Annotated in this window: 28 protein-coding genes; 14 read left to right on the top strand and 14 right to left on the bottom strand. The window is 72.6% G+C overall.

The features are described from left to right. Positions 1–10: 10 nt before the first annotated feature. Positions 11–982 carry an ROK family protein gene (locus ABT070_RS06465; protein WP_351755516.1) on the bottom strand — a complete coding sequence of 324 codons (972 nt, stop codon included), beginning with the start codon at positions 980–982 and terminating at the stop codon, positions 11–13. A gap of 234 nt (positions 983–1,216) precedes the next feature. Here ABT070_RS06465 and ABT070_RS06460 point away from each other — a divergent pair, with 234 nt between their 5' ends. The 3 genes from ABT070_RS06460 to ABT070_RS06450 all read left to right on the top strand — a co-directional run bounded on the left by ABT070_RS06460 (position 1,217) and on the right by ABT070_RS06450 (position 3,475). After that, entirely contained in the window at positions 1,217–2,254 is a 1,038-nt protein-coding gene (locus ABT070_RS06460; RefSeq protein ID WP_351755514.1) for a LacI family DNA-binding transcriptional regulator, read from the top strand. 7 nt (positions 2,255–2,261) lie between these two features. After that, positions 2,262–2,999 (top strand): hypothetical protein, encoded by a 738-nt coding sequence (locus ABT070_RS06455; protein WP_351755511.1) that lies wholly within the window; start codon positions 2,262–2,264, stop codon positions 2,997–2,999. 86 nt (positions 3,000–3,085) lie between these two features. After that, entirely contained in the window at positions 3,086–3,475 is a 390-nt protein-coding gene (locus ABT070_RS06450) for a VOC family protein (protein WP_351755508.1), read from the top strand. A gap of 105 nt (positions 3,476–3,580) precedes the next feature. Here the strand turns inward: ABT070_RS06450 and ABT070_RS06445 are convergent, their stop codons facing one another. Next, a complete protein-coding gene (locus tag ABT070_RS06445; RefSeq protein ID WP_351755505.1) occupies positions 3,581–4,885 on the bottom strand; it encodes a DUF6986 family protein in 1,305 nt (434 codons plus the stop codon). Positions 4,886–5,065: 180 nt separating this feature from the next. Between ABT070_RS06445 and ABT070_RS06440 the strand changes: the two genes are divergently transcribed. After that, on the top strand, positions 5,066–5,992 hold the full coding sequence (locus ABT070_RS06440; protein ID WP_351755502.1) for an endonuclease/exonuclease/phosphatase family protein: 927 nt from the start codon (positions 5,066–5,068) through the stop codon (positions 5,990–5,992). 63 nt (positions 5,993–6,055) lie between these two features. On the opposite strand, the gene ABT070_RS06435 is transcribed toward ABT070_RS06440, so the two are convergent. The 4 genes from ABT070_RS06435 to ABT070_RS06420 all read right to left on the bottom strand — a co-directional run bounded on the left by ABT070_RS06435 (position 6,056) and on the right by ABT070_RS06420 (position 9,207). After that, a complete protein-coding gene (locus tag ABT070_RS06435; RefSeq protein ID WP_351755500.1) occupies positions 6,056–7,018 on the bottom strand; it encodes an electron transfer flavoprotein subunit alpha/FixB family protein in 963 nt (320 codons plus the stop codon). A gap of 50 nt (positions 7,019–7,068) precedes the next feature. After that, a complete protein-coding gene (locus tag ABT070_RS06430) occupies positions 7,069–7,857 on the bottom strand; it encodes an electron transfer flavoprotein subunit beta/FixA family protein (RefSeq protein ID WP_351755497.1) in 789 nt (262 codons plus the stop codon). Between the two features lie 218 nt (positions 7,858–8,075). Beyond that, the gene (locus ABT070_RS06425; protein ID WP_351755494.1) at positions 8,076–8,585 is read right to left on the bottom strand and encodes a flavin reductase family protein; all 510 of its coding nucleotides are present in this window, start codon (positions 8,583–8,585) and stop codon (positions 8,076–8,078) included. Between the two features lie 208 nt (positions 8,586–8,793). Next, positions 8,794–9,207 carry a thioredoxin family protein gene (locus ABT070_RS06420; protein WP_351755491.1) on the bottom strand — a complete coding sequence of 138 codons (414 nt, stop codon included), beginning with the start codon at positions 9,205–9,207 and terminating at the stop codon, positions 8,794–8,796. Between the two features lie 75 nt (positions 9,208–9,282). Here ABT070_RS06420 and ABT070_RS06415 point away from each other — a divergent pair, with 75 nt between their 5' ends. From ABT070_RS06415 to ABT070_RS06405, 3 genes are all read left to right on the top strand, one after another. Further along, on the top strand, positions 9,283–9,699 hold the full coding sequence (locus ABT070_RS06415) for a DUF4395 domain-containing protein (protein ID WP_351755488.1): 417 nt from the start codon (positions 9,283–9,285) through the stop codon (positions 9,697–9,699). 192 nt (positions 9,700–9,891) lie between these two features. After that, positions 9,892–10,620 (top strand): lysophospholipid acyltransferase family protein, encoded by a 729-nt coding sequence (locus ABT070_RS06410; protein ID WP_351755486.1) that lies wholly within the window; start codon positions 9,892–9,894, stop codon positions 10,618–10,620. Positions 10,621–10,839: 219 nt separating this feature from the next. Beyond that, on the top strand, positions 10,840–11,838 hold the full coding sequence (locus ABT070_RS06405; protein ID WP_351755483.1) for a hypothetical protein: 999 nt from the start codon (positions 10,840–10,842) through the stop codon (positions 11,836–11,838). Between the two features lie 12 nt (positions 11,839–11,850). Here ABT070_RS06405 and ABT070_RS06400 read toward each other — a convergent pair whose 3' ends face one another. The 5 genes from ABT070_RS06400 to ABT070_RS06380 form a co-directional block, all read right to left on the bottom strand. Beyond that, the gene (locus ABT070_RS06400) at positions 11,851–13,095 is read right to left on the bottom strand and encodes a hypothetical protein (RefSeq protein WP_351755481.1); all 1,245 of its coding nucleotides are present in this window, start codon (positions 13,093–13,095) and stop codon (positions 11,851–11,853) included. Between the two features lie 47 nt (positions 13,096–13,142). Continuing rightward, complete coding sequence (locus ABT070_RS06395; RefSeq protein WP_351755478.1) at positions 13,143–13,736, bottom strand: transglutaminase domain-containing protein; 594 nt, start codon at positions 13,734–13,736, stop codon at positions 13,143–13,145. Positions 13,737–13,817: 81 nt separating this feature from the next. Beyond that, entirely contained in the window at positions 13,818–14,888 is a 1,071-nt protein-coding gene (locus tag ABT070_RS06390) for a threonine aldolase family protein (protein WP_351755476.1), read from the bottom strand. Further along, a complete protein-coding gene (locus ABT070_RS06385) occupies positions 14,885–15,631 on the bottom strand; it encodes an SDR family NAD(P)-dependent oxidoreductase (RefSeq protein WP_351755992.1) in 747 nt (248 codons plus the stop codon). Before ABT070_RS06385 ends, ABT070_RS06390 begins: the two co-directional genes overlap by 4 nt. 44 nt (positions 15,632–15,675) lie before the next feature. Continuing rightward, a complete protein-coding gene (locus ABT070_RS06380) occupies positions 15,676–17,073 on the bottom strand; it encodes a DUF6421 family protein (protein ID WP_351755473.1) in 1,398 nt (465 codons plus the stop codon). A gap of 287 nt (positions 17,074–17,360) precedes the next feature. On the opposite strand from ABT070_RS06380, the gene ABT070_RS06375 reads away from it, so the two are divergent. After that, positions 17,361–18,044, top strand: a complete 684-nt coding sequence (locus ABT070_RS06375) for a glycerophosphodiester phosphodiesterase (RefSeq protein ID WP_351755470.1) — start codon at positions 17,361–17,363, stop codon at positions 18,042–18,044. Positions 18,045–18,059: 15 nt separating this feature from the next. Here ABT070_RS06375 and ABT070_RS06370 read toward each other — a convergent pair whose 3' ends face one another. After that, positions 18,060–18,599 (bottom strand): GNAT family N-acetyltransferase, encoded by a 540-nt coding sequence (locus ABT070_RS06370; protein ID WP_351755467.1) that lies wholly within the window; start codon positions 18,597–18,599, stop codon positions 18,060–18,062. Between the two features lie 74 nt (positions 18,600–18,673). Here ABT070_RS06370 and ABT070_RS06365 point away from each other — a divergent pair, with 74 nt between their 5' ends. Next, a complete protein-coding gene (locus ABT070_RS06365) occupies positions 18,674–19,066 on the top strand; it encodes a VOC family protein (RefSeq protein WP_351755464.1) in 393 nt (130 codons plus the stop codon). A gap of 371 nt (positions 19,067–19,437) precedes the next feature. Continuing rightward, positions 19,438–20,202 (top strand): VOC family protein, encoded by a 765-nt coding sequence (locus tag ABT070_RS06360; RefSeq protein ID WP_351755461.1) that lies wholly within the window; start codon positions 19,438–19,440, stop codon positions 20,200–20,202. 42 nt (positions 20,203–20,244) lie between these two features. Here the strand turns inward: ABT070_RS06360 and ABT070_RS06355 are convergent, their stop codons facing one another. Both ABT070_RS06355 and ABT070_RS06350 read right to left on the bottom strand, forming a co-directional pair. Next, positions 20,245–20,823 (bottom strand): MarR family winged helix-turn-helix transcriptional regulator, encoded by a 579-nt coding sequence (locus ABT070_RS06355; protein ID WP_451099846.1) that lies wholly within the window; start codon positions 20,821–20,823, stop codon positions 20,245–20,247. A 191-nt stretch (positions 20,824–21,014) separates the two neighbouring features. After that, entirely contained in the window at positions 21,015–22,745 is a 1,731-nt protein-coding gene (locus ABT070_RS06350) for an FUSC family protein (protein WP_451099726.1), read from the bottom strand. Positions 22,746–22,889: 144 nt separating this feature from the next. On the opposite strand from ABT070_RS06350, the gene ABT070_RS06345 reads away from it, so the two are divergent. The 4 genes from ABT070_RS06345 (at position 22,890) to ABT070_RS06330 (ending at position 26,537) form a co-directional block, all read left to right on the top strand. Next, on the top strand, positions 22,890–23,432 hold the full coding sequence (locus tag ABT070_RS06345; RefSeq protein ID WP_351755455.1) for a DUF5134 domain-containing protein: 543 nt from the start codon (positions 22,890–22,892) through the stop codon (positions 23,430–23,432). A gap of 82 nt (positions 23,433–23,514) precedes the next feature. Continuing rightward, complete coding sequence (locus ABT070_RS06340; protein WP_351755452.1) at positions 23,515–24,450, top strand: M56 family metallopeptidase; 936 nt, start codon at positions 23,515–23,517, stop codon at positions 24,448–24,450. A gap of 527 nt (positions 24,451–24,977) precedes the next feature. Beyond that, positions 24,978–25,649, top strand: coding sequence for a phosphatase PAP2 family protein (locus ABT070_RS06335; RefSeq protein WP_351755449.1), 672 nt, complete (start codon positions 24,978–24,980; stop codon positions 25,647–25,649). A 150-nt stretch (positions 25,650–25,799) separates the two neighbouring features. Beyond that, positions 25,800–26,537, top strand: coding sequence for an HAD family hydrolase (locus ABT070_RS06330; protein ID WP_351755988.1), 738 nt, complete (start codon positions 25,800–25,802; stop codon positions 26,535–26,537). Position 26,538 lies beyond the last annotated feature (1 nt).

Raw genomic sequence — 26,538 nt, 5'->3', positions numbered from 1 at the left:
CCCGCCGGCGTCAGACTCCTGCCGCCGTCGTGCCCGCCTCCGCCCCGGCCTCCGCGCTCGCCGACAGCGCTGCCGCCGCCGCTCCCACCAGGCCCGCGTCCGTGCCCATCTGTGCGGGCGTGACGGTCAGGCGCTGGACGAAGGAGAGGGTGGCGTAGTCGCGGAGCGCCCGGCGCAGGGGGGCGAAGAGCACCTCGCCCGCCTTGCCCACACCCCCGCCGACCACCGCGATGTCGATCTCGACGAGGGTCGCCGTGGCCGCGATTCCGGCGGCCAGGGCCTGGGCGGCCCGTTCGAAGGAGGCCACGGCGACCGGGTCGCCCGCGCGGGCGGCGGCGGCCACCGCGGCCGCGGAGGTGTCGCCGTCGGGGCCGGGCAGCCAGCCGTTCTCCAGGGCGCGACGGGCGATGTTGGGGCCGCTGGCGATGCGTTCCACGCAGCCGCGCCCGCCGCACGGGCACAGATCGCCGTCGAGTTCGACGCTGATGTGGCCGATGTGGCCGGCGTTGCCGGTGGGGCCGGGGTGCAGCCGGCCGCCGAGGACCAGGCCGCCGCCGACACCGGTGGAGACCACCATGCACAGCGCGTTGTCGTGCCCGCGAGCGGCGCCCTGCCAGTGTTCGGCCGCCGTGATCGCCACGCCGTCGCCGATGAGCTCGACCGGAAGGTTCCCCGTCACCGCCCGGACCCGGTCGACCAGCGGAAAGTCGCGCCAGCCGGGCACGTTCACCGGGCTGACCGTGCCCGCCGAGGCGTCCACCGGGCCCGCGCTGCCGATGCCGACGGCTCGGACGCGCCCCCACAGCGGAGACGCGGTCAGCTCCGCCAGCGCCTCCTCGGCGGCCCGCATCACGGTGTCGCCGTTCTCCTGGGCGGGCGTGGGGCGCTGCGCGCGGGCCAGGATCGTGCCGTCGCCGTCCACCAGCGCTCCGGCGATCTTGGTGCCGCCGATGTCGAGCGCGGCCACGAGGTCGGTGTACATCAGTCTGGTTTCTCCCGGTCCACCATGGAAAGGACTGGCCGGTCCAGCGGTTGGGGGACGCGGGCCGGAGATTGCGGTGGACAGTGTCTCCCGCATCTGACAACGTTGTCCAGGCTCTATGCTCGACGCCACATCCTCATACAAACCCTGGGACCCACGCATCCCCGTGCGCAACATCTTGTGGACGGCGTGCAGGGCGCACCTCCCGTGGACGACAGGACAGGACACAGCATCGTGCCCGAGACGCAGCGCCGGCCCGAGAGCCGCTACGGCAACCGTCCCACCATGAAGGACGTCGCCGCTCGCGCCGGAGTCGGCCTCAAGACGGTCTCACGCGTGGTGAACGGCGAGCCGGGCGTCACGCCCGAGACGGAACGACGTGTCCAGGAGGCCATCGACGCGCTCGGTTTCCGCCGCAACGACAGCGCCCGGGTGCTGCGCAAGGGGAGCACGGCCAGTATCGGCCTGGTCCTGGAGGATCTCGCCGACCCGTTCTACGGGCCGCTCAGCCGCGCGGTGGAGGAGGTGGCCCGAGCCCACGGCGCACTGCTCATCAACGGCTCCAGCGCCGAGGACCCGGACCGGGAGCAGGAGCTGGCGCTGGCGCTGTGCGCGCGCCGGGTGGACGGACTGGTGGTGATCCCGGCCGGTGACGACCACCGGTACCTGGAGCCCGAGATCAAGGCGGGCGTCGCCACGGTGTTCGTGGACCGGCCGGCCGGGCAGATCGACGCCGACTGCGTCCTGTCGGACAACTTCGGCGGCGCGCACGAGGGCGTGACCCACCTGGTGACGCACGGGCACCGCCGGATCGGCTTCATCGGCGACATGCCGCGCATCCACACCGCCGCCGAGCGGCTGCGCGGCTACCGGACGGCGATGGAGGACGCGGGCATACCGGTCGAGGACGCCTGGATGTCGCTGGGCGCCACCGATCCCCTGCGGGTGCGCCGCGCGGCCGAGGAGATGCTGTCCGGGCCCGCGCCGGTCACGGCGATCTTCTCGGGCAACAACCGGGTGACCGTCACCGTGATCCGGGTGCTCGCCGAGCGGAGCCGCCCGGTCGCCCTGGTGGCCTTCGACGATCTGGAGCTCGCCGACCTGCTCCAGCCGGGGGTCACCGTGATCGCCCAGGACGCGGCCACGCTCGGCCGGACCGCCGCGGAGCGCCTGTTCGGACAGCTGGACGGCACGCTGATCACCCCCGAGCGCATCCAACTGCCGACCCGGCTCGTCACGCGCGGCTCGGGCGAGCTGCCGCCGGCCGACTGAGACGCCCATGGACGCCCGCGACGAGCACCGCACCCTTCGGGCACTCGGCCTGGCCGACGCGCCGCGCGACCACCCGCTGAGCTATCCCGGCGCCTGGCCGGCCGCGTCCGGGCTGCTCCGCGGGGACGAGCTGCTGCCGCTGGACCGGCTGACCCATCCCGGCCGTACTCCGGTCGTGGCCGTCGGCTCCAACGCCAGTCCCGCCCAACTGCGGGACAAGATGGCCCGGTTCGCGGTCACCTCAGCCGTCCCCATGGTGAAGGCCAGGGTCACGGGCATCGACATCGGCGTCTCGGCGCATGTCAGCCGCCTCGGCTATGTGTCCGCGTCCCCGGTCGACGCCCCCTCCGTCACGAGGGAGCTGTTCGTCATCTGGCTCGACCCGGAACAGCTCGCCCTGATCGACGCGACGGAGCCGAACTACGACCGGGTCCTGCTGCCCGCGCCCGGATTCCGGGTCGAGCTGGAGAACGGCGAGGCACTCCTCGACGCGTTCGCGTACGTGAATCACCATGGTGTGCTGCACAACGGCGACGGCGTGCCGCGGACCCATCCGGGGCAGCGCGCCCTGATCGCCGAACTCCTCGCCCGTTCAGCTGCGTTGCGGCGGCTGTTCGGGTCGACGCCGGAGGAGTTCTGCGCCCGCGCGCGGGCCGACGCACGGCGGTGCGAGCAGGGCACCCGTCTGTTCGCGGAAGAGAAGTGGGTGACCGCGTCCGGCCTCGAGCACCTGCGCGTCCGATAAAGTGATCGAACGGCGTCGCGTGTCGGTCACCGACCGGGTGAGGCATGGAGGTGCCCGTGAGTTTGCCTTACGGAGGCATTCCACACATGTCAGTAGAGCTGAACCACACCATCGTCCACTCCCGTGACAACCGGGAGTCCGCCGAGTTCCTCGCCCACGTCCTGGGACTCGAAGTCGGCCCCGAGTGGGGCCCGTTCGTCCCGGTGAGCACCAGCAACGGCGTCACCCTGGACTTCGCCGCCATCCCGGTGGAGTCGATCGTCATGCAGCACTACGCGTTCCTCGTCTCGGACGAGGAGTTCGACGCGGCCTTCGAGCGGATCGAGCGGGCGGGGATCACGTACTTCGCCGATCCGCACGGCAGGCAGCCGGGTGAGATCAACCGTCACCACGGCGGCCGGGGCGTGTACTTCATGGATCCGGCCGGGCACGGCATGGAGATCATCACGCGTCCGTACGAGCTCCCTCAGCAGTAGTCACCGCTGAACAGAGGCCGGTGGAGCAGGGGTTGCGGTATCGCCGTGCGGTACCGGTGCCGGGCGGGGACGCCCTGCCCGCCCTGCTCCTCCGGCCGCCGCCCGCTACTGCGCGCAGGCCGTCAGATCGCCGCGCCGCGGTGTCGCGAAGCCTTCCAGGGCCGCCCGGGTGAGTCCGGTCGCGCCGGCCACCTCGGCGGGGTCGAGGGCGCCGCAGTCCAGACCGCGCAGCAGGTAGCCGCTGAGGGCCTTGGCGGTCGCGGGCTCGTCCATCACAGCGCCGGCGGTCCGGTCGGCGTATCGCGAGAGCCGCTCGGCGGCCTGGGCGAAGCCCTCGCGGTAGAAGGCGAAGACGGCCGCGTAACGGGTGGGGATGTGGCCGGGGTGCATGTCCCAGCCCTGGTAGTAGGCGCGGGACAGGGCGCGGCGGGTGAGGCCGTAGTGCAGGCGCCAGGCGGCGTGGACCTGTTCGGTCGGGCCGACCGGCAGCACGTTCGTGGAGCCGTCCGAGACCCGCACCCCGGTGCCGGCCGCCGCGACCTGCATGACCGCCTTGGCGTGGTCGGCGGCGGGGTGGTCGCCGGCCTGGTAGGCGGCGGAGACGCCGAGACAGGCGCTGTAGTCGAAGGTGCCGTAGTGGAGGCCGGTGGCGCGGCCCTCGGCCGCCTGGATCATGCGGGCGACCGTGGCGGTGCCGTCCGTGGCGAGGATGGACTGGCTGGTCTCGATCTGGATCTCGAAGCCGAGCCGTCCGGCGTCGAGTCCCCGCGTCCGCTCGAAGGCCGCCAGGAGCCGGACCATCGCGGTGACCTGCTCCGGATAGGTCACCTTCGGGAGGGTCAGGACCAGGCCGTCGGGGAGGCCGCCGTGCTCCATCAGGCCGGTGAGGAAGATGTCGAGGGTGCGGATGCCCCGGTCGCGTACCGCGGCCTCCATGCACTTCATGCGGATGCCCATGTACGGGGCCGCGGTGCCCTTCGCGGCCGCCTCCGCGATCAGCCGGGCCGCGCGGGCGGCCGTCTCGTCCTCCTCGGCGTCCGGGCGGGGGCCGTAGCCGTCCTCGAAGTCGACGCGCAGGTCCTCGACGGGCTCGCGCTCCAGCTTGGCCCGCACGCGCGCGTACACGGGCTCGGCGAGGTCCTGGGAGAGGCCGAGACAGGCGGCGAAGGAGGCCGCGTCGGGGGCGTGCTCGTCGAGGGCGGCGAGGGCCCGGTCGCCCCAGGAACGGATCGTGTCGGCGCCGAAGGCGTCGCCGGGGACGTAGACGGTGTGGACGGGCTGGCGGGTGCCGGGGTCGCCGGGGTAGCGGCGGTCGAGTTCGGCGTCGACCGGGGCGAGGGAGGCGCTGATCTCCTCGCTGACGGCGCCCGCGAGGCTCGTCGTGACCGTCTCCTGCTGGCCCTGACCCATTCCACACCCTCCGGTTTTTCCGCTGTACGGAATCAACAATCCGTAGAACGAAGCTATCCGTGCGGCTTCCGGCAGGTCAACACCCTGTCCACGGCGCGGTCCCCTCACTCACCGGCACACCGACTCCCTCTTCCGCACAACCGTCCTCACCTTCATCCTGTCTCACAAGGGAGGGAAAATATGATCGGCACCACGGGGCAGACCCGACGGGCGGGACTGCGCACGGCCTTGGCCGTCCTGGCGACCGTGCCCCTGCTGGGCACGGCCGGGTCGTCCGCCACCCGGCACGAGAGCCCGGCACGCGGGGCGCTTCAGCCCGCGACCGTGCCACCGCCGCCACTGAAGGTCATGACCTTCAATCTCCGCTACACGGGTGCCAAGGACTCCCACACCTGGGCGGTCCGCCGTCCGGTGATGCGCGCCCTGCTGCGCCGGGCGGCCCCGCACGTCATCGGCACCCAGGAGGGTCTGCCGGCCCAGTTGCGCGACATCGAGACCGACCTCGGTCCGCACTACGACTGGATCGGCGAGGGCCGCAGCGTGGAGGACCCGGAGGCGGTGGCCGTCTTCTACGACACCCGTCGGCTCGTCCCGGTCGAGCACGCGCACTTCTGGCTCTCCGACACACCCGAGGTGCTCGGCTCCAACACCTGGGGGGCGGACTACCCCCGCACGGTCACCTGGGTCCGCTTCCGTGATCTGCGCGCGCGGCAGGAGTTCTACGTCCTCAACACCCATCTCGACAACGCCAGCCAGTACGCGCGCGTGCGCTCCGCCGACCTGATCGCCGCGCGGATCGCCCGCCTGGACCGTTCCCTGCCGCTGCTGCTGACCGGCGACTTCAACGCCGTCGCCCACGTCAATCCGGTCTATGACAGGCTGCTGACCGCCGGGCTGGTCGACACCTGGGACACGGCACGCGCGCGTGGCGGGGCCTATGCGACCTACCACGGGTACAAGCCCCTCACGCCGAACGGGGACCGCATCGACTGGATCCTGGCGACGCCGGGCGTCACCGTCCACCGCGAGTGGACCGACACCTTCCGCCTGGACGGCCAGTACCCGAGCGACCACCTGCCGGTGCAGGCCTCGATGACCCTGGAATGAGCCGAGGCCCCCGTGACCGTCGCGGTCACGGGGGCCTCGGACAGTGCGGCGACTGCCGGGTGATCAGCCCTTGCGGGTGTTGATCTCCTCGGTGAGCTGCGGGACGACGTCGAACAGGTCGCCGACGACGCCGTAGTCGACCAGGTCGAAGATCGGGGCCTCGGCGTCCTTGTTGACGGCCACGATGGTCTTCGAGGTCTGCATGCCGGCGCGGTGCTGGATGGCGCCCGAGATGCCGTTGGCGATGTAGAGCTGCGGCGAGACGGACTTGCCGGTCTGGCCGACCTGGTTGGTGTGCGGGTACCAGCCGGCGTCCACCGCGGCGCGGGAGGCGCCGACGGCCGCGCCGAGGGAGTCGGCGAGGGACTCGATGAGGGCGAAGTTCTCGGCGCCGTTGACGCCGCGGCCGCCGGAGACCACGATCGCGGCCTCGGTCAGGTCCGGGCGGCCGGTCGACTCGCGCGGGGTGCGGCCGGTGACCTTGGTGCCGGTGGCCTGGGCGGAGAAGGTCACCGCGAGGGCCTCGACGGCGCCGGCGGCCGGGGCGGCCTCGACGGCGGCCGAGTTCGGCTTCACGGTGATGACCGGGGTGCCCTTGGAGACCCGGGACTTGGTGGTGAAGGACGCGGCGAACACCGACTGGGTGGCCACCGGGCCCTCGGCGCCGGCCTCGAGGTCGGTGGCGTCGGTGATGATGCCGGAGCCGATGCGCAGCGCCAGACGGGCCGCGATCTCCTTGCCCTCGGCGGAGGACGGCACGAGGACGGCGGCCGGGGAGACCGACTCGACCGCGGCCTGGAGCGCGTCGACCTTGGGTACGACGAGGTAGTCGGCGTACTCGGACGCGTCGTGGGTCAGCACCTTGACGGCGCCGTGCTCGGCCAGCGCGGCGGCGGTGTTCTCGGCGCCCGCGCCGAGGGCGACGGCGACCGGCTCGCCGATGCGGCGGGCCAGCGTCAGCAGCTCCAGGGTGGGCTTGCGGACGGCACCGTCCACGTGGTCGACGAAGACGAGGACTTCAGCCATGGGATTGCTCTCCTGCGAAACGAAGTTGAGGGGCGGTCGGCGAAGGGCCTTTAGATGAACTTCTGGCCCGCGAGGAACTCGGCGAGCTGCTTGCCGCCCTCGCCCTCGTCCTTGACGATCGTGCCCGCGGTGCGGGCGGGACGCTCGGTCGCGCTGTCGACCGCGGTCCAGGCGCCCTCGAGGCCGACCTCGTCGGCCTCCAGGTCCAGGTCCGACAGGTCCCAGGCCTGAACCGGCTTCTTCTTGGCCGCCATGATGCCCTTGAACGACGGGTAACGCGCCTCGCCCGACTGGTCGGTGACCGACACGACGGCCGGCAGGGAGGCCTCGAGCTGCTCGGAGGCGGCGTCGCCGTCGCGGCGGCCCTTGACGGTGCCGTCCTCGACGGAGACCTCGGAGAGCAGGGTGACCTGCGGGACGCCCAGGCGCTCGGCCAGCAGGGCCGGGACGACGCCCATGGTGCCGTCGGTGGAGGCCAGGCCGGAGATGACCAGGTCGTAGCCGGCCTTCTCGATCGCCTTGGCCAGCACCAGGGAGGTGCCGATGGCGTCGGTGCCGTGCAGGTCGTCGTCCTCGACGTGGATCGCCTTGTCGGCACCCATGGAGAGGGCCTTGCGGAGCGCGTCCTTGGCGTCCTCGGGGCCCACCGTCAGGACGGTGATCTCCACGTCGTCGTCGGAGTTCTCGGAGATCTGCAGCGCCTGCTCGACCGCGTACTCGTCGAGCTCGGAGAGCAGACCGTCCACGTCGTCCCGGTCGACGGTCAGGTCATCGGCGAAGTGCCGGTCGCCAGTGGCGTCGGGCACGTACTTCACAGTGACAACGATCCTCAAGCTCACGCCGGCTCTCCTACTGCATCGTCAGTTCTCGGCTGCCTTCTTCCAGGCAGCATAGGCGCCACAATCGGCCGATCCCGGTCGGGGCGGCCCGCGCTCCGACCGAAATATTACTCGTCAGTACACCCAGTTCGTTCCCGCTAAGCAAGCGCTTTGAACTGTGACCTTTGCAACGCAGCGTAATCGGAACTCGACGACTTCGCAGGAGAGCCGGGCAGTGATCAATCCCGCAGGGCGGTGAACTGCCCCTGGTGGTAGAGCAACGGACGGCCCGCGCCCTCCGGATCGCCCAGGACCACCTCGGCCAGCACGATGCGGTGATCGCCCGCCGGGACCCGCGCGACGACCCGGCACACCAGCCACGCCAGCACGTCGTCCAGGACCGGGACACCCTGGGGACCGTCGCGCCAGGCGGTCGGCGCCCCGAAGCGGTCGGCGCCGCTCCTGGCGAAGGTGGCGGCCAGCGCCTGCTGGTGCTCACCGAGTATATGGACGCCCACATGAGTGGCCCGCGACAGCGCCGGCCAGCTGGAGGCGCCGGTGCCGATGCCGAAGGAGAGCATCGGGGGTTCGGCGGAGACGGAGCTGAGGGAGGTGGCGGTGAAGCCGACCGGACCGCCCTCACCGGCGGCGGTGATCACCGCGACCCCCGCGGCATGCCGGCGGAAGACGGAGCGCAGGAGGTCGGGAGAGGCCAGGTGCGGGGAGCCGAGGCCGGGTATGGCCGTCATGGGGTTGTCCTTCTGCGGGAGGTGGCGAGCCGGGCCGTGGGTGCTCAACGGCCCGGACAGCGCGCGCTCGCGGTACGGACCAGGTCGACGTGGACCCGTCCGTGGAGAAGGAGTTCCTCAGGCATACGGTCAGGCTGACGATAGGTGGCGCGCGCAGTCAAGTACGTTCCGGCATCTGGGAGATGCCTCACCGTCCCCCGCGGGCGGATCACACAGCCTCCCCCAGGGCCGCGAGGACGTCCGCCTTGCGGGGCTGGCCGGTGGCGCGCCGGACGATGCGACCGTCGGCGTCGAGCACCAGGACGGTCGGGGTCTTGAGGATGTCGAGCTCGCGGACCAGGTCCAGGTGCGCCTCGGCGTCGATCTCTATGTGGGTGACTCCGGGGACCACGCCGGCCACCTCGCCGAGGACCCTGCGGGTGGCCCGGCAAGGTGCGCAGAAGGCGCTGGAGAACTGCACGAGCGTGGCCCGTTCGCCGAGTTCGCCGCCGAGCCGGTCCGCTCCGAGCCGTTTGCCGTCGTCGCGCCCGCGCACCCGCACCCTCCCGCTCCGCCGCTTGTGCAGCACTCCGTAGGTGCTCGCCGCGGCGAGCACCGCCACGCACACCAGCAGTCCGGTCATCAGGTCCTCCAGCGTTCACGAGACTGCAAAGATTCCCGACCCCAGGAATCGTTTCCGTTGCGGAATGCTTGATTCATGGACATCGATGCGAGGGGCCCGCGCTTCGGGGCCGCCGTGACGACCGTAGTACTCGCGGTCGTGCTGATCAGCGGCAACGCCTGGCTGCTGGCGTGGCAGACGCTGGCGTTCGCGCTCGGCGCGGCGGGCGGGGTGGGGCGCTCACCGTACGGCTGGGTGTTCCGCACGGCCGTGCGGCCGAGGATCGGGCCGCCGGCCGAGTTCGAGGCGCCGGAGCCGCCGCGGTTCGCGCAGGCGGTGGGTCTGCTCTTCGCGGGGGTCGGACTCGTCGGATTCACGCTGGGTCCGGACTGGCTGGGCCTCGCGGCGACCGGGGCGGCGCTGGCGGCCGCCTTCCTCAATGCCGCTTTCGGGTACTGCCTCGGATGCGAGATGTACCTGCTCGTGCGGCGGGTCGCGGTACGCGCGGAGTAAAGACAACTTAAAAGCCCGAGGTGGATCAAGGGGGGGGCCGAAGTGACGAGGATCTCGCCGTTCCCGGGCACTGGGGCTGGCTCCCCGGCCGTTCTTCGGGCACGATCTGCGAGATGCCGTAAACCTACGGCTGCGTAACTTTGCCGCCGGGAGCGCCTCCCCGGCAAAGAGAAGGAAGGGTCCGCCCCGCCCATGGCAGAGATTGTCTACCGCCCCGTCGTCGGCCTCGCCCAGACGTTGTTCAAGGCCTGGGACCTCAAGATCGACTGCAAGGGGTCGGAGAACATCCCGCGCTCTGGTGGAGCCGTGCTGGTGAGCAATCACATCAGCTACCTCGACTTCATCTTCGACGGTCTGGCCGCGCTCCCGCAGAAACGACTCGTTCGTTTCATGGCGAAGGAGTCCGTCTTCCGCCACAAGATCTCGGGCCCGCTGATGCGCGGGATGAAGCACATCCCGGTGGACCGCAACCAGGGCGAGACGGCCTACGCGCACGCGCTCGAGTCGCTGCGCTCGGGCGAGATCGTCGGGGTCTTCCCCGAAGCCACCATCTCGCAGTCGTTCACGCTCAAGAGCTTCAAGTCGGGCGCGGCCCGGATGGCCCAGGAGGCCGGCGTCCCGCTGATCCCGGTGGCCCTGTGGGGTACGCAGCGGCTGTGGACCAAGGGCCACCCGCGCAACTTCAAGCGCAGCCACACCCCGGTCACCATCCGCGTCGGCGAGGCCATGGAGGCCTCCCGCGACAAGTACGCGGGCGCGATCACCCGGCAGCTGCGCGAGCGCGTCCAGGAGCTGCTGGAGGCCGCTCAGCGCGCGTATCCCGTCCGCCCCAAGGACGCGAACGACACCTGGTGGATGCCGGCCCACCTGGGCGGCACCGCGCCGACGCCGGAGCAGGTGCGCGAGGCCGAGGCGCGCTGACGCGGTTCGCGCGCGTTCACGTTCCCCGGCCGGCGTTCGCCTGCCGGGGTTCGTTTCCGTGACCCCGCGCCCCGCGGGAGCGGCGGCGGCCGATAGGGTCCCGGCGAGAACGGGAAGCCGGGTGCCGGGGCGCCGAGCGGACGTCGGGCCGGCTGTCGGCTGTTGTCTGCCGAACGCGCTACGGGGGCGAAGATGCGGCGTTGGCTCAAGGTGTCGGTCGTGGCTGCGGCCGTGCTCGGTCTGGGCGGCTGGATCGCCCAGCCGTACGTCCACCAGTGGTGGGTGATCCGCACCGCCTGCGACGGCGTGCTGCCCGACGGCGCCGTCCGCGACCTGATGCCCGAGGGCGCCCGGGTCACGGGCACCGAGGCGGGCGGGGTGAAGGCGCTCGGCGACTACGGCTGCGAGGTCACCGTCGCGGGCGACCACAGTGCCGACTGGCGGCTGCTGTCCCTGTACGCCTACACCCGGCGCGACGACGTGGACCGCGAGTTCATGTCCGCCTTCCCGGAGAGCGGATTCGACTCCCAGGCCGCGATGCCGGCCGGGCTGCCCGGGTTCGTCTCCCGCCTCGGCACCCTCCAGTTCCTGTTGCCCTGTCCCGACCTGGGCAAGGACGCCGACGGCCGGCAGCGCAAGCTGCTGGTGCACGCGGGCGTCAGCCGCAACGGCTCCTGGCGCCTGCCCGCCTCCTACGAGGTCGCCGTCGCCTTCGCCAACTCCGCCTCGAAGCGCCTGGGATGCGGCGCCGAGCCGCTGACGGCGCCTGAGGGCGTCAGCCCGGCCGACCCCGGCGAGGACGAACCGAAGACGGTCCCCCTGGCCTCCGCCCGGGGCACGGCCTGCGGCCCGCTGGCCGGGGCGGGGCTGCCGGACCCGACGCGCTGGAAGGTCGACGTCCGTCTCACCGACGCGGCGCCGACGGGTGGTTGCGAGGTGACCTTCGAGGACGAGTCCGCGAACGGCGACACGAAGGAGATGGACTTCGTCGCCTGGTTCGGGGACTGGAGCAACCGGCTCGTCTCCGGCGACGACCCCGACCGCCCCTCCGTGACGGCGAGCGCCCGCTGCGCCGGCGAGGCCGCCCACTTCGGACTCGACGCCTCCGAGGACATCCCGGGCGTCGACCGGGCGAAGGAGCGGGCGCTGCTGCGGGCGTTCGCCGCGGCACAGGTGGAGCGGCGGGGCTGCACCGGCCTCGAGGTGGACGACTCCTGACCCGGCTCGTCGTCAGATCGTCAGCCAGAGCGCCCGTACGTAGCGGTCGTCGATCGCCTGCCGCATGACGTCGGCCCGCGCCTTCGGGACCTTGCGCGCCGACGCCCAGATGGACACCACCCTGAGCAGCTGGTGCCGGCCGTCCATCAGGTCACCGCGCATCCGCCCCGCGTACCGTCCGGCGATCCCGGCCATGGGCGGACGGGTGGTCAGCTGTGTGGTGTGGGCGAGATAGACGCCGGGCGTGTGGCGGCGGACGGCCGCGTCGAAGGCCGTGACGTCGGGGACGGTGCCGTCGCGGGCGTAGCGGGCCCGGTACTTCATCAGGGCGCCGACCCGGTCGGCCATGTGCTCGAGGTCGCTGTCGACCCAGTAGGTCTCGTCCGTCTCGTACCCGTCCCTGCCCGGCTTCGGGCGGTAGTCGGGGTCGCGCCCCTGCCCGTCGAGCCGCTCCAGGTAGTAGGCCAGCCAGGCGCGCTCGGCGGAGTAGAGGATCGCGAAGGCCTCGGGGTCCTTGGCCAGTTCGGCGACCAGCTGCTCCGGGTCGGCCTCGACGTCCGAGTAGGGCTGGGTGTGCTCGAAGTCCGCGTGTGCCTCGCCTGGGGCGAGGAAACGGCCGTAGGTGGTCCAGCCCTCGTCGTCGGGGGCGGCCGACCCGGCGGGGACGGCGGGCAGGGAGGCGTCGTCGTCGGAGCCCGTGTAGCGGTTCTGGTCGACGACGTACTGGGCGAGCATGCGGGCCACCCCGGGGGCCATCCCGTCGGGCAGGTCGACCCCGTTCAGGGCGGCGGCCACCGCGAAGGCACCGCGCGCCTGGGCCAGGGTGTGCGGGTTGCGGGCGCCGGTGGCCCGGGTGGCCGCGTCCACGATCTCGCCCAGCACCTCGGCGCCGTCGCCGCACGGGTGCTCGTACACGAGGAGTTCGCGTACGGCGTCGAGACGGGCGAGGTCGTCGCCCGGGTCGAGGGCGCGGGTCGCGGCGGCCGGGTTCCGGGCCAGTGCGCGGGTGGCGGCGGGGAGCTTTCGGCAGGGGGTCCCGTCCCCGGAGCCGGCGAGGGCGATCGGCACGGCGGTCGCGGTCGCGAGGAGGGCCAGGGCCGCGGCGGAGCCGAGCAGCGGGTGCTTCCGCAGCCGGGCGACGAGGCGCCGCCGCTCACCGGGCGGGTCGTGCGGCCCGCCGGGATCGGGCGGAGCGTCCTGTTCCAGGTCCTCGTTCCCGTCCGCACCGGCCTCTCGGGCCTCTCCCCCATCACCCATGCCGGGGAGATTAGCGACCGCGACGGCCGGGGTCCGCGGCGGGGTGGTCACAGCGCGGTGGGGAGGGTCCTCCACAGGTGCGGACGGTCGGGGGCGGCCCTCAGCGCGCCGACGACGGCCGGGTGCGGTGCGGCGTAGAGGCCGGGGTAGTCCACCTCGCCCGCCGTGGGGTCGGGCACGAAGGCCAGGTGTTCGCCCTCCAGGGAGAACCTCGCGTCCACGCCCGGTTTGTTGCCGCGTGGATCCTGGCGGTGCCAGGCCCCGTTGAAGCGCACGGCGACAAGCCCGTGGAGGGCGTGCCCGGCCCCCTCGTCGTGCACGAACCGCTGGTAGCAGAGCGCGGTCGGGATGTCCTCGGCCCGCAGCAGGGCGGCCAGGGCATGCGCCTTGGCGTGGCAGATGCCCATGCCCTGATCCAGTACGTCCGAGGCGCGCCAGGTCACGCGCGGGTCACCGGCGTCCTGCGAGTGGGGGATGGTGTCGCGGACGAACTCGAACGCGAGGCGCGCATAACCATACGAGTCCTCCGCATCCTTCGCGAGGCGTGCGGCCGTGTCCCGCACCCGTGGGTGGTGATGGTCGATGACGTCGTCAGCAGCCAGATAGGCCGAGAGGTCAGGGTTCTCCTGGATCAGCTCCATGACGGGAAAGCATAGGAAAGCGATCACCCGAGAGTCAATGACTTTTCAGGTGACCGCATACCTATGCAATCCTCGGCACCGCTATCGCGCCATCTCCTCCTTGACCGCGGCGACGAACGTGTCCACGTCGTCCTCGGTCGTGTCGAACGCGCACATCCAGCGCACGACACCCGCCGCCTCGTCCCAGAAGTAGAACCGGAACTTCTTCTGGAGCCGCTCGCTCACCTCGTGCGGGAGCCGCGCGAACACGCCGTTGGCCTGCACGGGGTACAGGATCTCCACGCCGTGCACGGCCCGCACGCCCTCGGCGAGCCGCTGGGCCATCTCGTTGGCGTGGCGGGCGTTGCGCAGCCACAGGTCCCTGGCCAGCAGGGCCTCCAGCTGCACCGACACGAAGCGCATCTTGGAGGCGAGCTGCATGGACAGCTTGCGCAGGTGCTTCATGTGACGGACGGCGTCCTGGTCGATGACGACGACCGCCTCGCCGAACAGCGCGCCGTTCTTCGTCCCGCCCAGCGAGAGGAGATCGACGCCGGCCGCGTTGGTGAACGTCCGCATCGGGACGTTCAGCGAGGCGGCGGCGTTGGCTATCCGGGAACCGTCCAGGTGCACCTTCATGCCGTGCGCGTGGGCGTGGTCGCAGATCGCGCGGATCTCGTCGGGCGTGTAGAGCGTGCCGAGCTCCGTGCTCTGGGTGATCGAGACGACCTGCGGCATCGCGCGGTGCTCGTCCTCCCAGCCCCAGGCCTGCTTGTCGATCAGCTCGGGGGTGAGCTTGCCGTCCGGGGTGGGCACGGTGAGCAGCTTCAGTCCGCCCATGCGCTCCGGCGCGCCGCCCTCGTCGACGTTGATGTGCGCACTCTCGGCGCAGATCACCGCGCCCCAGCGGTCGGTGACCGCCTGGAGCGCGACGACGTTGGCGCCGGTGCCGTTGAAGACCGGGAAGGCCTCCGCCGTGGGACCGAAGTGGCTGCGGATGATCCCCTGGAGGTGCTCGGTGTAGTCGTCCTCGCCGTACGCCACCTGATGGCCGCCGTCGGCCAGGGCCAGGGCGGCCATCACCTCCGGGTGGGCCCCGGCGTAGTTGTCGCTGGCGAAACCGCGGACCTCCGGGTCGTGATGGCGCCGCGCGTCGGTCTTCGGAGGGTTCACGGCTGCTCGGTGAGCCACAGACGCTGTCCGTTCACTTCGGGGGCGGGCTTGTCCCAGACTCCGGCGATGGCCTCGGCCAGGTCCTTCACGTCGGTGAAGCCCGCGAACTTCGCGTTGGGGCGGTCGGCGCGCATCGCCTCGTGCACCAGCGCCTTCACCACCAGGATCGCAGCCGCGGAGGTCGGCCCCGCGGCGCCCCCGGCCTTCTGGAAGGCGTCGGCGAGGGCAAGGGTCCAGGCCTCGGCGGCGGCCTTGGCGGCGGCGTACGCGGCGTTGCCCGCGGTGGGCTTCGAGGCGCCGGCGGCGCTGATCAGCACGTACCGGCCGTGCTCGCTGCGCTGCAGGCCCTCGAAGAAGGCGAGCGAGGTGTGCTGCACGGTCTTGACGAGCAGGAGCTCCAGGAAGTCCCAGTCGTCCAGGCTGGTCTTGATGAACGTCTCGCTGCCGCGCCAGCCGCCGACGAGGTGGACCACGCCGTCGATCCGGCCGAACTCCTTCTCGACCCGGAGCGCCCAGTCCCGCGTCGAGTTCAGGTCGAGCAGGTCGACCGGCTCGCCGGTGACGGTGGCGCCCCCGGCCCCGTAGCGGGCCGCGTCGACGGCCTCCGCCAGGCGCTCGGGGTCGTTGTCCGCGCCGACGACGATCGCGCCCGCCTCGGCGAGCCTGAGCAGCGCCGCCCGGCCGGCCGGTCCGCCGGCACCGGCCACCGCGATCACCGCACCGCTGAGAGCCCCGTTCCCCATGGTCTTCGCCTCCTGCTGAGCAGTGTTCTCCGTACGCAGGTCGCTCACGCGGCGATCCGCTCGGTGCCGTCCGCCGTGATGCCCCGGGTGGAGGCGATCACGTTCTTCAGCTTCTTGGACAGTGCCTCATAGAACATGCTCAGCGGAAACTCGTCCGGAAGCACGTCGTCCACGAGTCTGCGGGGCGGCTGGGTCAGGTCCAGGGCGTCGGGACCCTTGGCCCACTTGGAGCCCGGGTGCGGGGCGAGGTAGGCGGAGACCAGCTCGTGGGCGGCGAACCAGTGGACGAGCTTGGGGCGGTCGATGCCGTCGCGGTACAGCTGCTCGATGTCGGCGCACAGCTGGTTGGTGACCTGCGGGGCCCGCTGCCAGTCGATGTGCAGCTTGTTGTCGGTCCAGCGGACGACGTCGTGCTTGTGCAGGTAGGCGAAGAGCAGCTGGCCGCCGAGGCCGTCGTAGTTGCGCACCCGGTCTCCGGTGACCGGGAAGCGGAACATGCGGTCGAAGAGGACCGCGTACTGCACGTCACGGGCCTGCGGGACGCCGTCGGCCTCCAGCTTCACGGCCTCCTTGAAGGCGGTGAGGTCGCAGCGCAGCTCCTCCAGGCCGTACATCCAGAACGGCTGGCGCTGCTTGATCATGAAGGGGTCGAAGGGCAGGTCGCCGTGGCTGTGGGTGCGGTCGTGGACCATGTCCCACAGGACGAAGGCCTCCTCGCAGCGCTTCTGGTCGTGGACCATGGCGGCGATGTCCTCGGGCAGCGAGAGGCCCAGGACGTCGACGGCGGCGTCGGTCACGCGGCGGAAGCGGGCGGCCTCGCGGTCGCAGAAGATGCCGCCCCAGGAGAAACGTTCCGGCGCCTCGCGGACGGCGATGGTCTCCGGGAAGAGGACGGCGGAGTTGGTGTCGTAGCCGGCCGTGAAGTCCTCGAAGGTGATGCCGCAGAACAGCGGGTTGTCGTAACGGGTGCGCTCCAGCTCGGCCAGCCACTGGGGCCAGACCATGCGCAGCACGACCGCCTCCAGGTTGCGGTCCGGGTTGCCGTTCTGCGTGTACATCGCGAAGACGACCAGGTGCTGGAGACCGTCACGACGGTTCGCGGCGGGCTGGAAGGCCAGCAGCGAGTCGAGGAAGTCCGGCACCTCGAAGCCGCCGTCGGCCCAGACCCGCAGGTCCTCGGCGAGCGCCCGGTGGTAGTCGGCGTCGTGCGGAAGCAGCGGGGACAGCTCCTCGACGGCCTCGATCACGCCCCGGACGGCCTGCTCGGCGTCGGCGCGCAGCGGTGCGCCCTCGGCCGCGAAGTCGATCGACCCGTCCTTCGACTGCCAGGGCCTGATCCGCTCCACGGCATCCTTGAGCACGCGCCACGCCGGGTGCTCCACCACCCTGGACGCCGGAGAAACCTGCTCCCCCGTGGTCGCCTGCACAAGAATTTCCGTCATGTCCCATCCTTCACTGGAGAAGCTCACGTCAGGACACCGTATGCATAGGGGGTTTCCTCCAGCAAGTGGACCTTCCGGAAATTATCCTGCGCTCTCGCATCTTCACCGCACTTTTTCCTGCCGGACACCGAAGGGGCGGCTACTTCCGCTAGTGCCGGTCCGACGGGTCGGATCTTCGCGCGGGGCGGGTAGAGGAACCCTCGGTGCACGCACATGTCCATGGCGGCCCGGGGCCACTAGGCTGCGTGCTCCTCCGGCCCCAGCCGTCGACGGAAGCGAGTCGTGTCTTGAACTTCCTCACCATCGGTCACCGCGGAGTCATGGGCGTCGAGCCCGAGAACACCCTGCGTTCCTTCGTCGCCGCGGAACACGCCGGCCTCGACGTCATCGAACTCGATCTGCACCTGAGCAAGGACGGCGCTCTGGTGGTCATGCACGACCCCGATGTGGACCGGACGACCGACGGGACCGGGCCCATCGCCGACCAGACCCTCGCGGAGCTGCGCACCCTCGACGCGGGCCGCGGGGAACGCGTGCCGTCCTTCGAGGAGGTCGTGGACGCCGTGCGGCTCCCGCTCCAGGCCGAGATCAAGGACGTCCAGGCCGCGCGGGCGCTGGCCGAGGTGATGCAGGCGCGGGACCTGGTGGACCGCGTGGAGGTGTCCTCCTTCCACGACGAGGCCGTCGCCGAGATCGCGCGCCTCGTACCCGGGGTGCGCACCGCCCTCATCGGCAGCCGCTACGGCCTCGACATCGTCGACCGCGCCGTGGAGGCCGGCGCGGCGACGGTCTGCCTCAACCTGCGCCGGCTCACCCTGGAGATCGTCGAGGAGGCGCGGAAACAGGACCTGCGGATCATCGGCTGGGTGGTCAACACCCAGGACCAGCTGCGGCTCGTCCGCGCTCTGGAACTCGACGGCGCGACCACCGACTACCCCGAGATCAGGCGCACGGGCCGCTTCACGGCCTAGGCCGTGCCCTGAAGGTCAGCCGAGTTCCTTGACCAGCAGCTCGAACTGGAGGTCGTCGCGCTGCGGAATGCCGAAGCGCTCGTCGCCGTAGGGGAAGGGGGTCATGCGACCGGTACGCCGGTAGCCGCGACGCTCGTACCAGGCGATGAGGTCCTCGCGTACGGAGATCACGGTCATGTGCATCTCGGTGACGCCCCAGTTCTCGCGGGCCTGCCGCTCGGCCTCCGCCATGACCGTCCGGCCGAGGCCGGCGCCCTGGACCGTAGGACTGACGGCGAACATGCCGAAGTAGGCGTGGGTGCCGCGGTGTTCCAGCTGGCAGCAGGCGACGATCCGGCCCTGCCGCTCGACCGTGAGCAGTCGGCTGTCCGGCGCCTTGATGACCGCGAGCACGCCGTCGGGGTCGGTCCGCTGCCCATGGAGGATGTCCGCCTCGGTCGTCCACCCGGCCCGGCTGGTGTCTCCGCGGTAGGCCGACTCGACGAGCGCGACGAGCGCGTCCACGTCGGTGTCGACGGCGTCGCGGAAGGTGAATGCGGTGGCGGCGGTGTCCATGCGCGCGATCTCCGGTCTCTGACTCTGCTGGGGCACCGCCGAGCGTAGACCCTGCGCCGGTAGGCTCCGGCTGCATGGTGCACGTACTCAGCAGCAGGACCCTGCTCCGGCCGACCGATCCGGAGCGTTCCCGCGCCTTCTACGGGGAGCGGCTGGGCCTGGCGGTCTACCGCGAGTTCGGTACGGGGCCGGAGCGCGGGGTCGTCTACTTCCTCGGCGGCGGCTTCCTGGAGGTCTCGGGCCGCTCGGAGACACCGCCGGATCCCGCCGTACGGCTGTGGCTCCAGGTACCGGACGTGACGGCGGCGCACGACGAGCTGCGCGCCGAGGGGGTGGAGATCGTCCGGCCACCGGTGCGGGAGCCGTGGGGGCTCCTCGAGATGTGGATCGCCGACCCGGACGGCACACCGATCGTGCTGGTGGAGGTACCGGCGGACCATCCGATCCGCTACCGCCCGGGAATCTGAGCCACCCGCGGACCACCGGGCGGCTGCCCGGCGGCAGCCGGGGGGCCGCGCGGCAGCCAGGGAGACCGGGCGGATGCTCGGCGGTAGCCGGGGGCCGCGCGGCAGCCGGGAGGTCCGGGCGGTAGCCGGGGTGGGGCGGGCGGCAGCCGGGGAGGCCGGACGGCAGCCGGGGGGCGGGCGGCAGCCGGGGGCCCGGGCCGTTCGGTGGCGGCAGCCGGGTGGTTCGGTGGGTGGTGTCGGGCGGTTCGGTGGCGGCAGCCGGGGGCATCGGGCCTGGCCGGGCCGTGTTTGCGGGCGGTGGCGGCCACCGGATGCCGTCGCGCGGGCCGAGGCATAGCGTGCTGGAGGGGGTCCCTTTCGGAAGGAACGCCATGAAGCTCGACGCGCCCGTGCCCGGCGGGCCCTGCTGGGCCGAGCTGGGGACCAGTGACCTGGAGGCGGCGAAGCGGTTCTACGCGGAGCTCTTCGGCTGGCGCGCGGAGACGGATCCCCGTCAGGAGGCGGGTGGCTACACCGTCGCGCATCTCGGCGAAGCGGCCGTCGCCGCGCTCACCCCCCTGTACCAGGAAGCGCAGCCCTGCGCCTGGAACGTGTCGTTCGCGGTGACCGACGCGGACGTCAGCGCGCGGCTGCTCACGGAGGCCGGGGGCAAGGTGCTGGTCGGCCCGATGGACGTCTTCGACGTGGGTCGTTTCGTGGTCGCCCTCGATCCGGCCGGGGCCGCGTTCCAGTTGTGGCAGGCGCGGACCTTCCCGGGCGCCGGGCTGTTCAACGCGCCCGGCTCGCTCGGCTGGGTCGAGCTGCTGACCCGCGACCGACACCGGGCGGAGGCCTTCTACACCACGGTGTTCGGCTGGACGGTCCGCTCCTCGGAGAACTACCTCCAGTGGGGCGTCGGCGGCGCGGACTTCGGCGGCGTGATCACGATGGACGAGAAGTTCCCTCCCGAGGTGCCTTCGCACTGGCTGCCGTACTTCGCGGTGGCGGACGTCGAGGAGTCCACCCGGACGGCGGTCGGGGCGGGCGGCACGACGCTCATGGAACCGACCTCGGTGCCGGACGGGCCGCGCATCGCCGTGCTGCGGGACCCGCAGGGCGCGGTGTTCGGCGTGTACCGGGCGGCAGACGAGGGGTGAACGCGGCGGGTCGCGTGGTCCGGCCCCGCGCCGGCGCGGCGCTCAGACCCGCAGCGCTCTCATGTGTCCCTCGAGTCGGCTCAGCAACTCGCCCAGCAGGTCGGCCAGTTCGCCCTGCCGGCCGTCGTCCAGGGCGGACAGCACGGCGCTCTCGTAGACGAGCTGTTCGGGCATGATGCCGTCGACGAGGTCGCGCCCGGCGTCGGTGAGCCGGAGGTGCGCGACACGGCGGTCCCGGGTGTCGACGCGACGCTCCACCAGGCCGCGCTCGGTGAGCTGCTTGAGCCGCTTGGTGACGGCAGCCCCGGAGGAGAAGGTCTCGCGGGCCAGTTCGCCCGGGGTCAGCTCGTGGCCGGTACGGCGCAGCGCGCCGAGCAGGTCGAACTCCGCACGGCTCAGACCGGCTCGCCGCAGGGGCGCGTCCTCGGCCTGCTGGAGGAGCGCGGCGCAGCGGTTGACGCGGCCGATGATCTCCATGGGGCCGGTGTCGAGGTCCGGCCTGACCGTCTGCCACTGCCGTACGACGGCGGCGACGGTGTCGTTGCGTACCGACTGTCCCGGCGGGACAGTCTGTGCCGGCTGGACAGTCTGTGCCGGCTGGACAGTCTGTGCCGGCTGAATCGGCTGTGCCGGCTGTGACGGGGCGCCGCCGCCCTTCCGGCCACCGCTCCCCCGCGCGTCGCCGCTGCCCCGCCCGTCGCCGCTCCCGGGGCGGTCACCGGTGGTTCCGGGGGCCTCGGCCGACGGTCCCTCCCCGGTCGCCCGCCCTTCCCCCGTCCCGTTCCCGGCCGCCGCCCGTCCCTGCGTCGCCGTCATCGCCGTACGTCCTCCGCTCCCGTGCTCGCGTCCCGGTCCAGGAGCAGCCCCTGGCGCCGTACCGTCGCCGCGAGCGTACGGTGTCCGGACTGTTCGGCCGACACGACCCGCTCCTCGGGCAGCGCCCGCTGCCACCACTCGCCGGACGCGGCGTCGGCGGTGGCTCGCAGGTCGACCAGAGCGGCGGCGAGGCCGCGGCGGGCGGACTCCAGGGTGCCGGGAGCCGGGCGGGGCTCCGCCAGGAGGCGGGCGGCCTGCTCGCGGGACCGTTCGACAGCCGTCAGGGCGTGCCCGAGCCGGTCGCCGGCCCTGCGGTTGGTGACGGCGACCGCGGCGACGAAGCCGACGACGGCTCCGACGAGGGTGTCCACCAGCCGCTCGGTGATCAGCCGGCCCGAGTCCTGGACCTGCGCGAACTCGGTGATGAGCAGGGCCATCGGGGTCACGCAGACACTGCCGAGCCAGTAGTTGCGGCTGATCAGCGCCTCGGCGCCGAAGTTCAGCGCCAGACAGACCAGGACGAGCGCGGCCTGGGTGAGATGGGCGAGCGGGACGAGCGCGGCGAAGGCGAGCACGCCGACCAGGTTGCCGACGACGCGCTGGACTCCACGGCTCCAGGTGAGCGTGACGTTCGCCTGGTAGAGGGACGCGGCGGTGACCAGGGCCCAGTAGGGGCGGCCGATCCCGAGGGCGAGGGAGGCGTATCCGGCGAGGGCGCAGCCCAGGGCGGTGCGTGCGGCGATCGGCGCCAGGGGGCCGAGGCGGAGCCACAACGGCGTTCGGCCGGTGGCGAGTTCGGCGTCGACGCCGAGGAGTTCGTCGTCGTCCACCAGGTCGCCCGGGTGCGGGACCGGGCCGGTGCCGCGCAGGTCGCGGGCCCAGTCGCGCAGCCGCTTCGGGTCGGTGTCGGCGGGGGCGGCGAGGGCGATCTCGGCGCGCACGACGAGGCGCTCCAGGGCCCTGCGCGCCTCCGTGGCGCGGGCCGACAGGAGGGTCTGCCAGGCCGCGTGCACGGCGCCTGCCGCGGCGGCGCGGGTCCGGGCGTGGCCGTCGCCGGTGCCGTCCGTGGCGGCGTGGGCGGCGGCCGCGTTCAGGGCGTGGGCGGTGGCGCGGCGCTCGGGGCCGTGCGGCCGCAGCAGCCCGGGCGCCATGCCGATCAGCCAGGCCCAGGCGCCCGCGGCGAGTGCCAGTCCCAGATGGCCGGGGACCTGCCCGGGGCTCTGCGGTGTGAACAGCGCGGCGGAGCTGATGAAGGTGAGGACGACATTGCCGGGCGGGCCGAGGCGGGTCGCGTCGCAGAGGGCCTTCTGCGCGGCCGCGAGCAGCGCGCCGACGGTGACCAGGGCGACGGCGTCGGTGGTCAGCGAGGCCGCGAGCAGGGCGACCGTCAGGCCGCCGGTCATGCCCAGCACCACCCAGGCCAGGACACGGGCCCGGGCCGCGTAGGGGCGGTTGTGGGCGTACAGCGCGCACAGGGACCCGGCCATCGTGTACAGCGCCAGGTCCAGCCGCCCGAGGGCCAGCAGGATCAGGTTCGGCGGGGCGACGGCGGCGATCACGCTCAGGGCGGGCTTGAACCAGATGTCGGAGGGCCGGCCGAGGCGCAGCACTCCGGCGATCGGGAGGCGGCGCACGGGTCGCCGCCCACGGTGCCTGCCGCCGGGCTGACCGCCGCGCGGTCCGGGGCGGGTCTCGGGGCGGGGGTGCTGCGGGGTCGCACTGCTCATACCCACTAATTTAGCATGTGTTTTACCCGTGAAATATCTCGTGCTCCGTCGAATGCTCCCCGTGTACACCCTTGCGCCCGCGTGCGCACGGTGTGCCCTGGGCATCGCAACCCTCGATTGCGAACGTCGAGCGGGGAGGTGCGCGTGCACGGACCGGCTTCGCCCGGCTGGCTGCTGGTGGCGCTGTGTGCGGCGACCGGGGCCTACTGCCTGCTGCGGATGCGCAGCGGGGTCGAGGAACAGCGCAGGGCCGCGGGCGGCGAGGCGCTGATGGGCTTCGGGATGGCGGCGATGGCCGTGCCCGCGGCCGCGTTCACCCCGCCCGCGTGGGCCTGGCCGGCCTTCGCGGCGGTCTTCGGGACGGCCGCGCTGCGGGCCCTGTGGGCGGCCCGCGCCGGCGCCCACCACCTGCACCACCTGGTCGGGACCGCGGCCATGGTCTACATGGCGGCCGTGATGGCCGCCGCGCCCGCGCACCAGCACGGACACGGCGGCTCCGACGTCCCGCTGCTGACGGGGGTGCTGCTGCTGTACTTCACCGGGTACGTCCTGCTCGCCGGGGTCCGGCTGCTGCCGGTGGCCGGGGCGGGCGGCGCCGCGGTGGCCTGGAGCGACCGGCCCGAGGTGGCACGGGCGTGCCGGCTGTCGATGGGGATCGGGATGCTCGCCATGCTGCTGACCATGTGAACCCCAACTCGGGCGTGGCCTGCGTCACTTCACCACGAGAAGCCGTACCCCTGAGCGGTGCGCCGCTCATAGGGTGCTGCCCATGATGGTCCCCGCGGTACTGCTGCTGCTCGGTGCCCTGACCGCCGTGATCGCCCCCCGGCTGATCGCCCGGGCCGACTGGCCGGACCACGAACCGGTGGTCGCGCTGTGGGCGTGGCAGTGTGTGGTGGCCGCGGTCCTGCTGTGCTGCGCGCTGTCGATGACGCTCAGCGCGGCGGCGGCCTGGCAGGCGGTGCGCGGGCATGTCTTCGCGCCGGCCCCGCGCTCGGTGGTGGAGGCGTACGCGCTGGGCGCGGCCGGCCCCTGGGCGGCGGCGACCGCTGTGGCGCTCGCCTGCGGCGGGCTGTGGAGCGGGGCGATGCTCGTACGGGAGGTACTGCGCAACCGGGCCGGACGCCGGTCCCGGCACGCCGAACTGCGTTTGCGTGCGCCGTTGTTGCCGGGCGAGGACTCCGCGTCCGGCCGACTGCTCGTACTGGAGGGCGAGCGTGCCGACGCCTGGTGGCTGGCGGGCGCCGCACCCCAACTGGTGGTCACGACAGCCGCGTTGCGTCGCCTGAAAGGGCGTCAACTGGATGCCGTGCTGGCCCACGAGCAGGGTCACGCCCAGGCGCGGCACGACTGGCTGCTGAACTGCTCGACGGCGCTGGCCACCGGCTTTCCGCAGGTACCGGTGTTCGCCGCGTTCCGCGACGAGATGCACCGGCTGGTCGAGTTGTCGGCCGACGACATGGCCTCCCGGCGCTTCGGCCGGCTGACGACCGCGCTGGCTCTGGTCGAACTCAACGAGGACCGGGGCGTGTTCGGCCCCTCCCCCGCCCCGCAGGCCCATGTCCCGCAGCGCGTGCACCGGTTGCTCACCCCGCCCGGCCGCCTCACCGCGGCCCGCAGACTGCGCCTGACGGCGGCGGCCTCCCTCGTACCGGTGGTCCCGGTACTGATAACCCTGGTCCCCGCCCTTCGGACACTGGGCTGACCCCGACGGCTCCGCAGAAGCCACCCCGAAGCCACGACCAGCACTCCACCCACGGCCCGGCAGCCCTGCCTCCCGCAGCCGGGCGACGCCCCCCTGGCGGCAGGACGCCCCCTTAGGGAGACCGGCCCTGCTTCGCGCTTCCGGGCGGCGCCCCCCCTGGTGGCAAGAACGCCTGCTCCGGCCACCGGCCCGGCAACCCTGCCGCCCTGCTGCCCTGCTGCCCGCCGCCGGGCGATACCCCCGGCGGCAGGACGCCCCCTCGGGAGACCGGCCCGGCAACCGTGCCTCCCGCCGCCGGGCAGCGCCCCTCGGCGACAGGAACGCCCCCCTCGGGGCCCCGGCAGCCGCCCCGGGGGCCTCGCCCGGCCGCTTCGCGCACCGGGACCGACCGGCCCGCCCCGGTGGTGGCCGGACCACCCGTCCCGGGGCTACGACCGGCCGCCCCGGCCCCCGCACCGACCGCCCCGGAACCGGGACCGATCGCGCCGGGTTCGCTTCCGGCCCCACCGTTCGGCGAGGATCTCCGTATGCACCATCCGTCCGTCGAATCCCCGCCCCGCCTCCCGGCTCCGCGCGTCGCACTCCGGACCGCGCTGGTCCTGGGACTGTGCTCCGCCCTGCTGCTCGCCCTGGTCGCGGCCGACTGGCATCCCCTGATCTCCGTCGACGGCGACATCGCCCGCACCACCCACCGCTGGGCCGTCGCCGACCCCGACATGACCCAGGTCTGCCGCATCCTCACGGACTGGGTCTGGGACCCCCTGACCATGCGTCTGCTGGGCGCGGCGGTCGCCGTGTGGCTGGTGTGGCGACACGCGGCCTGGTGGACGGCCGGGTGGCTGGTCGTCACGTCGGCGGTGGGCACACTGATCCAGCAGTCCCTCAAGGCCTGGGTGGGCCGCGAACGCCCGGTCTGGCCCGACCCGGTCGACTCCGCCCACTACGCGGCCTACCCCTCCGGGCACGCGCTGACGGCCACGGTGGTGTTCGGCCTCCTGCTGTGGCTGCTGCACCGGCACGGCGTCCCACCTGTCGTGTGGCGTACGGCGCTCGCGGTGGCGGTGGTCTCCGTGGCGGGCGTGGGACTGACCCGGATCTGGCTGGGCGTGCACTGGCCCTCGGACGTCCTGGGCGGCTGGCTCCTGGGCGCCCTGCTGGTGACCGTGGCGATCGCCGCGCACAGGCGGTGGCGGCCTTGACCCTGCGATCTTCCGCTCGCAGGGAACACGGCTCCGCGTGATCCGTGATCCGTGATCCGTGATCCGTGATCCGTGATCCGTGATCCGTGATCCGGCAAGGAGTACGGGGCCCGTGAGATCCGCCCGGTTCATAGACTCGGCCCCATGCGCATGACAGCTGTGTTGTTCGACTTCTCCGGGACCCTGTTCCGCATCGAGTCCGCCGAGTCCTGGCTGCGGGCCGTGCTGGAGGCGGCCGGCGTCTCGCTGCCCGCGTCGGAGCTCGCCGCGAAGGCGCGGGCCCTGGAGACGGCCGGCGCGCTGCCCGGCGGGGCTAGTCCGGTCCGGCTGCCCGCCGAAGTCGCCGGGGTGTGGCGGGTGCGGGACGAGAGCGCGGCGCTGCACCGGGCCGCGTACACCGGTCTGTCCCGTCAGGTGCCGCTGCCGGATCCGGCGCTGTACGACGCCCTGTACGAACGGCACAGGACGCCGGCGGCCTGGGCGCCCTACCCCGACGCCCTCGAGGTGCTGAGCGGGCTGCGTGAGCGTGGGCTCCGGGTCGGCGTGGTCAGCAACATCGGCTGGGATCTGCGGCCGGTGTTCCGGGAGCACGGCCTCGACCGGTACGTCGACGCGTACACGCTGTCGTACGAGCACGGCTTCCAGAAGCCGGACCCCCGGCTGTTCACGGTCGCGTGCGAGGCCCTGGACGCAGCTCCCGGCGGGACTCTGATGGTGGGCGACGACCGGCGCGCGGACGGCGGGGCGGCCGCACTGGGCTGCGCGGTGCACTTCGTGGACCATCTGCCGGCGGCCGATCGTCCGGACGCGCTGCGGACGGTGCTGGACCTGGTGGGCCGACCCGGCGACACCGGCCCGCTCTCCACCGACGACCAGACGGTCGCCTGAG

This window comes from Streptomyces sp. NPDC002884 (assembly GCF_040295245.1).
Taxonomy (GTDB): domain Bacteria; phylum Actinomycetota; class Actinomycetes; order Streptomycetales; family Streptomycetaceae; genus Streptomyces.
Note: the sequence above shows the minus strand (reverse complement) of the source record. Positions and strands in the feature narration are given on the sequence as shown.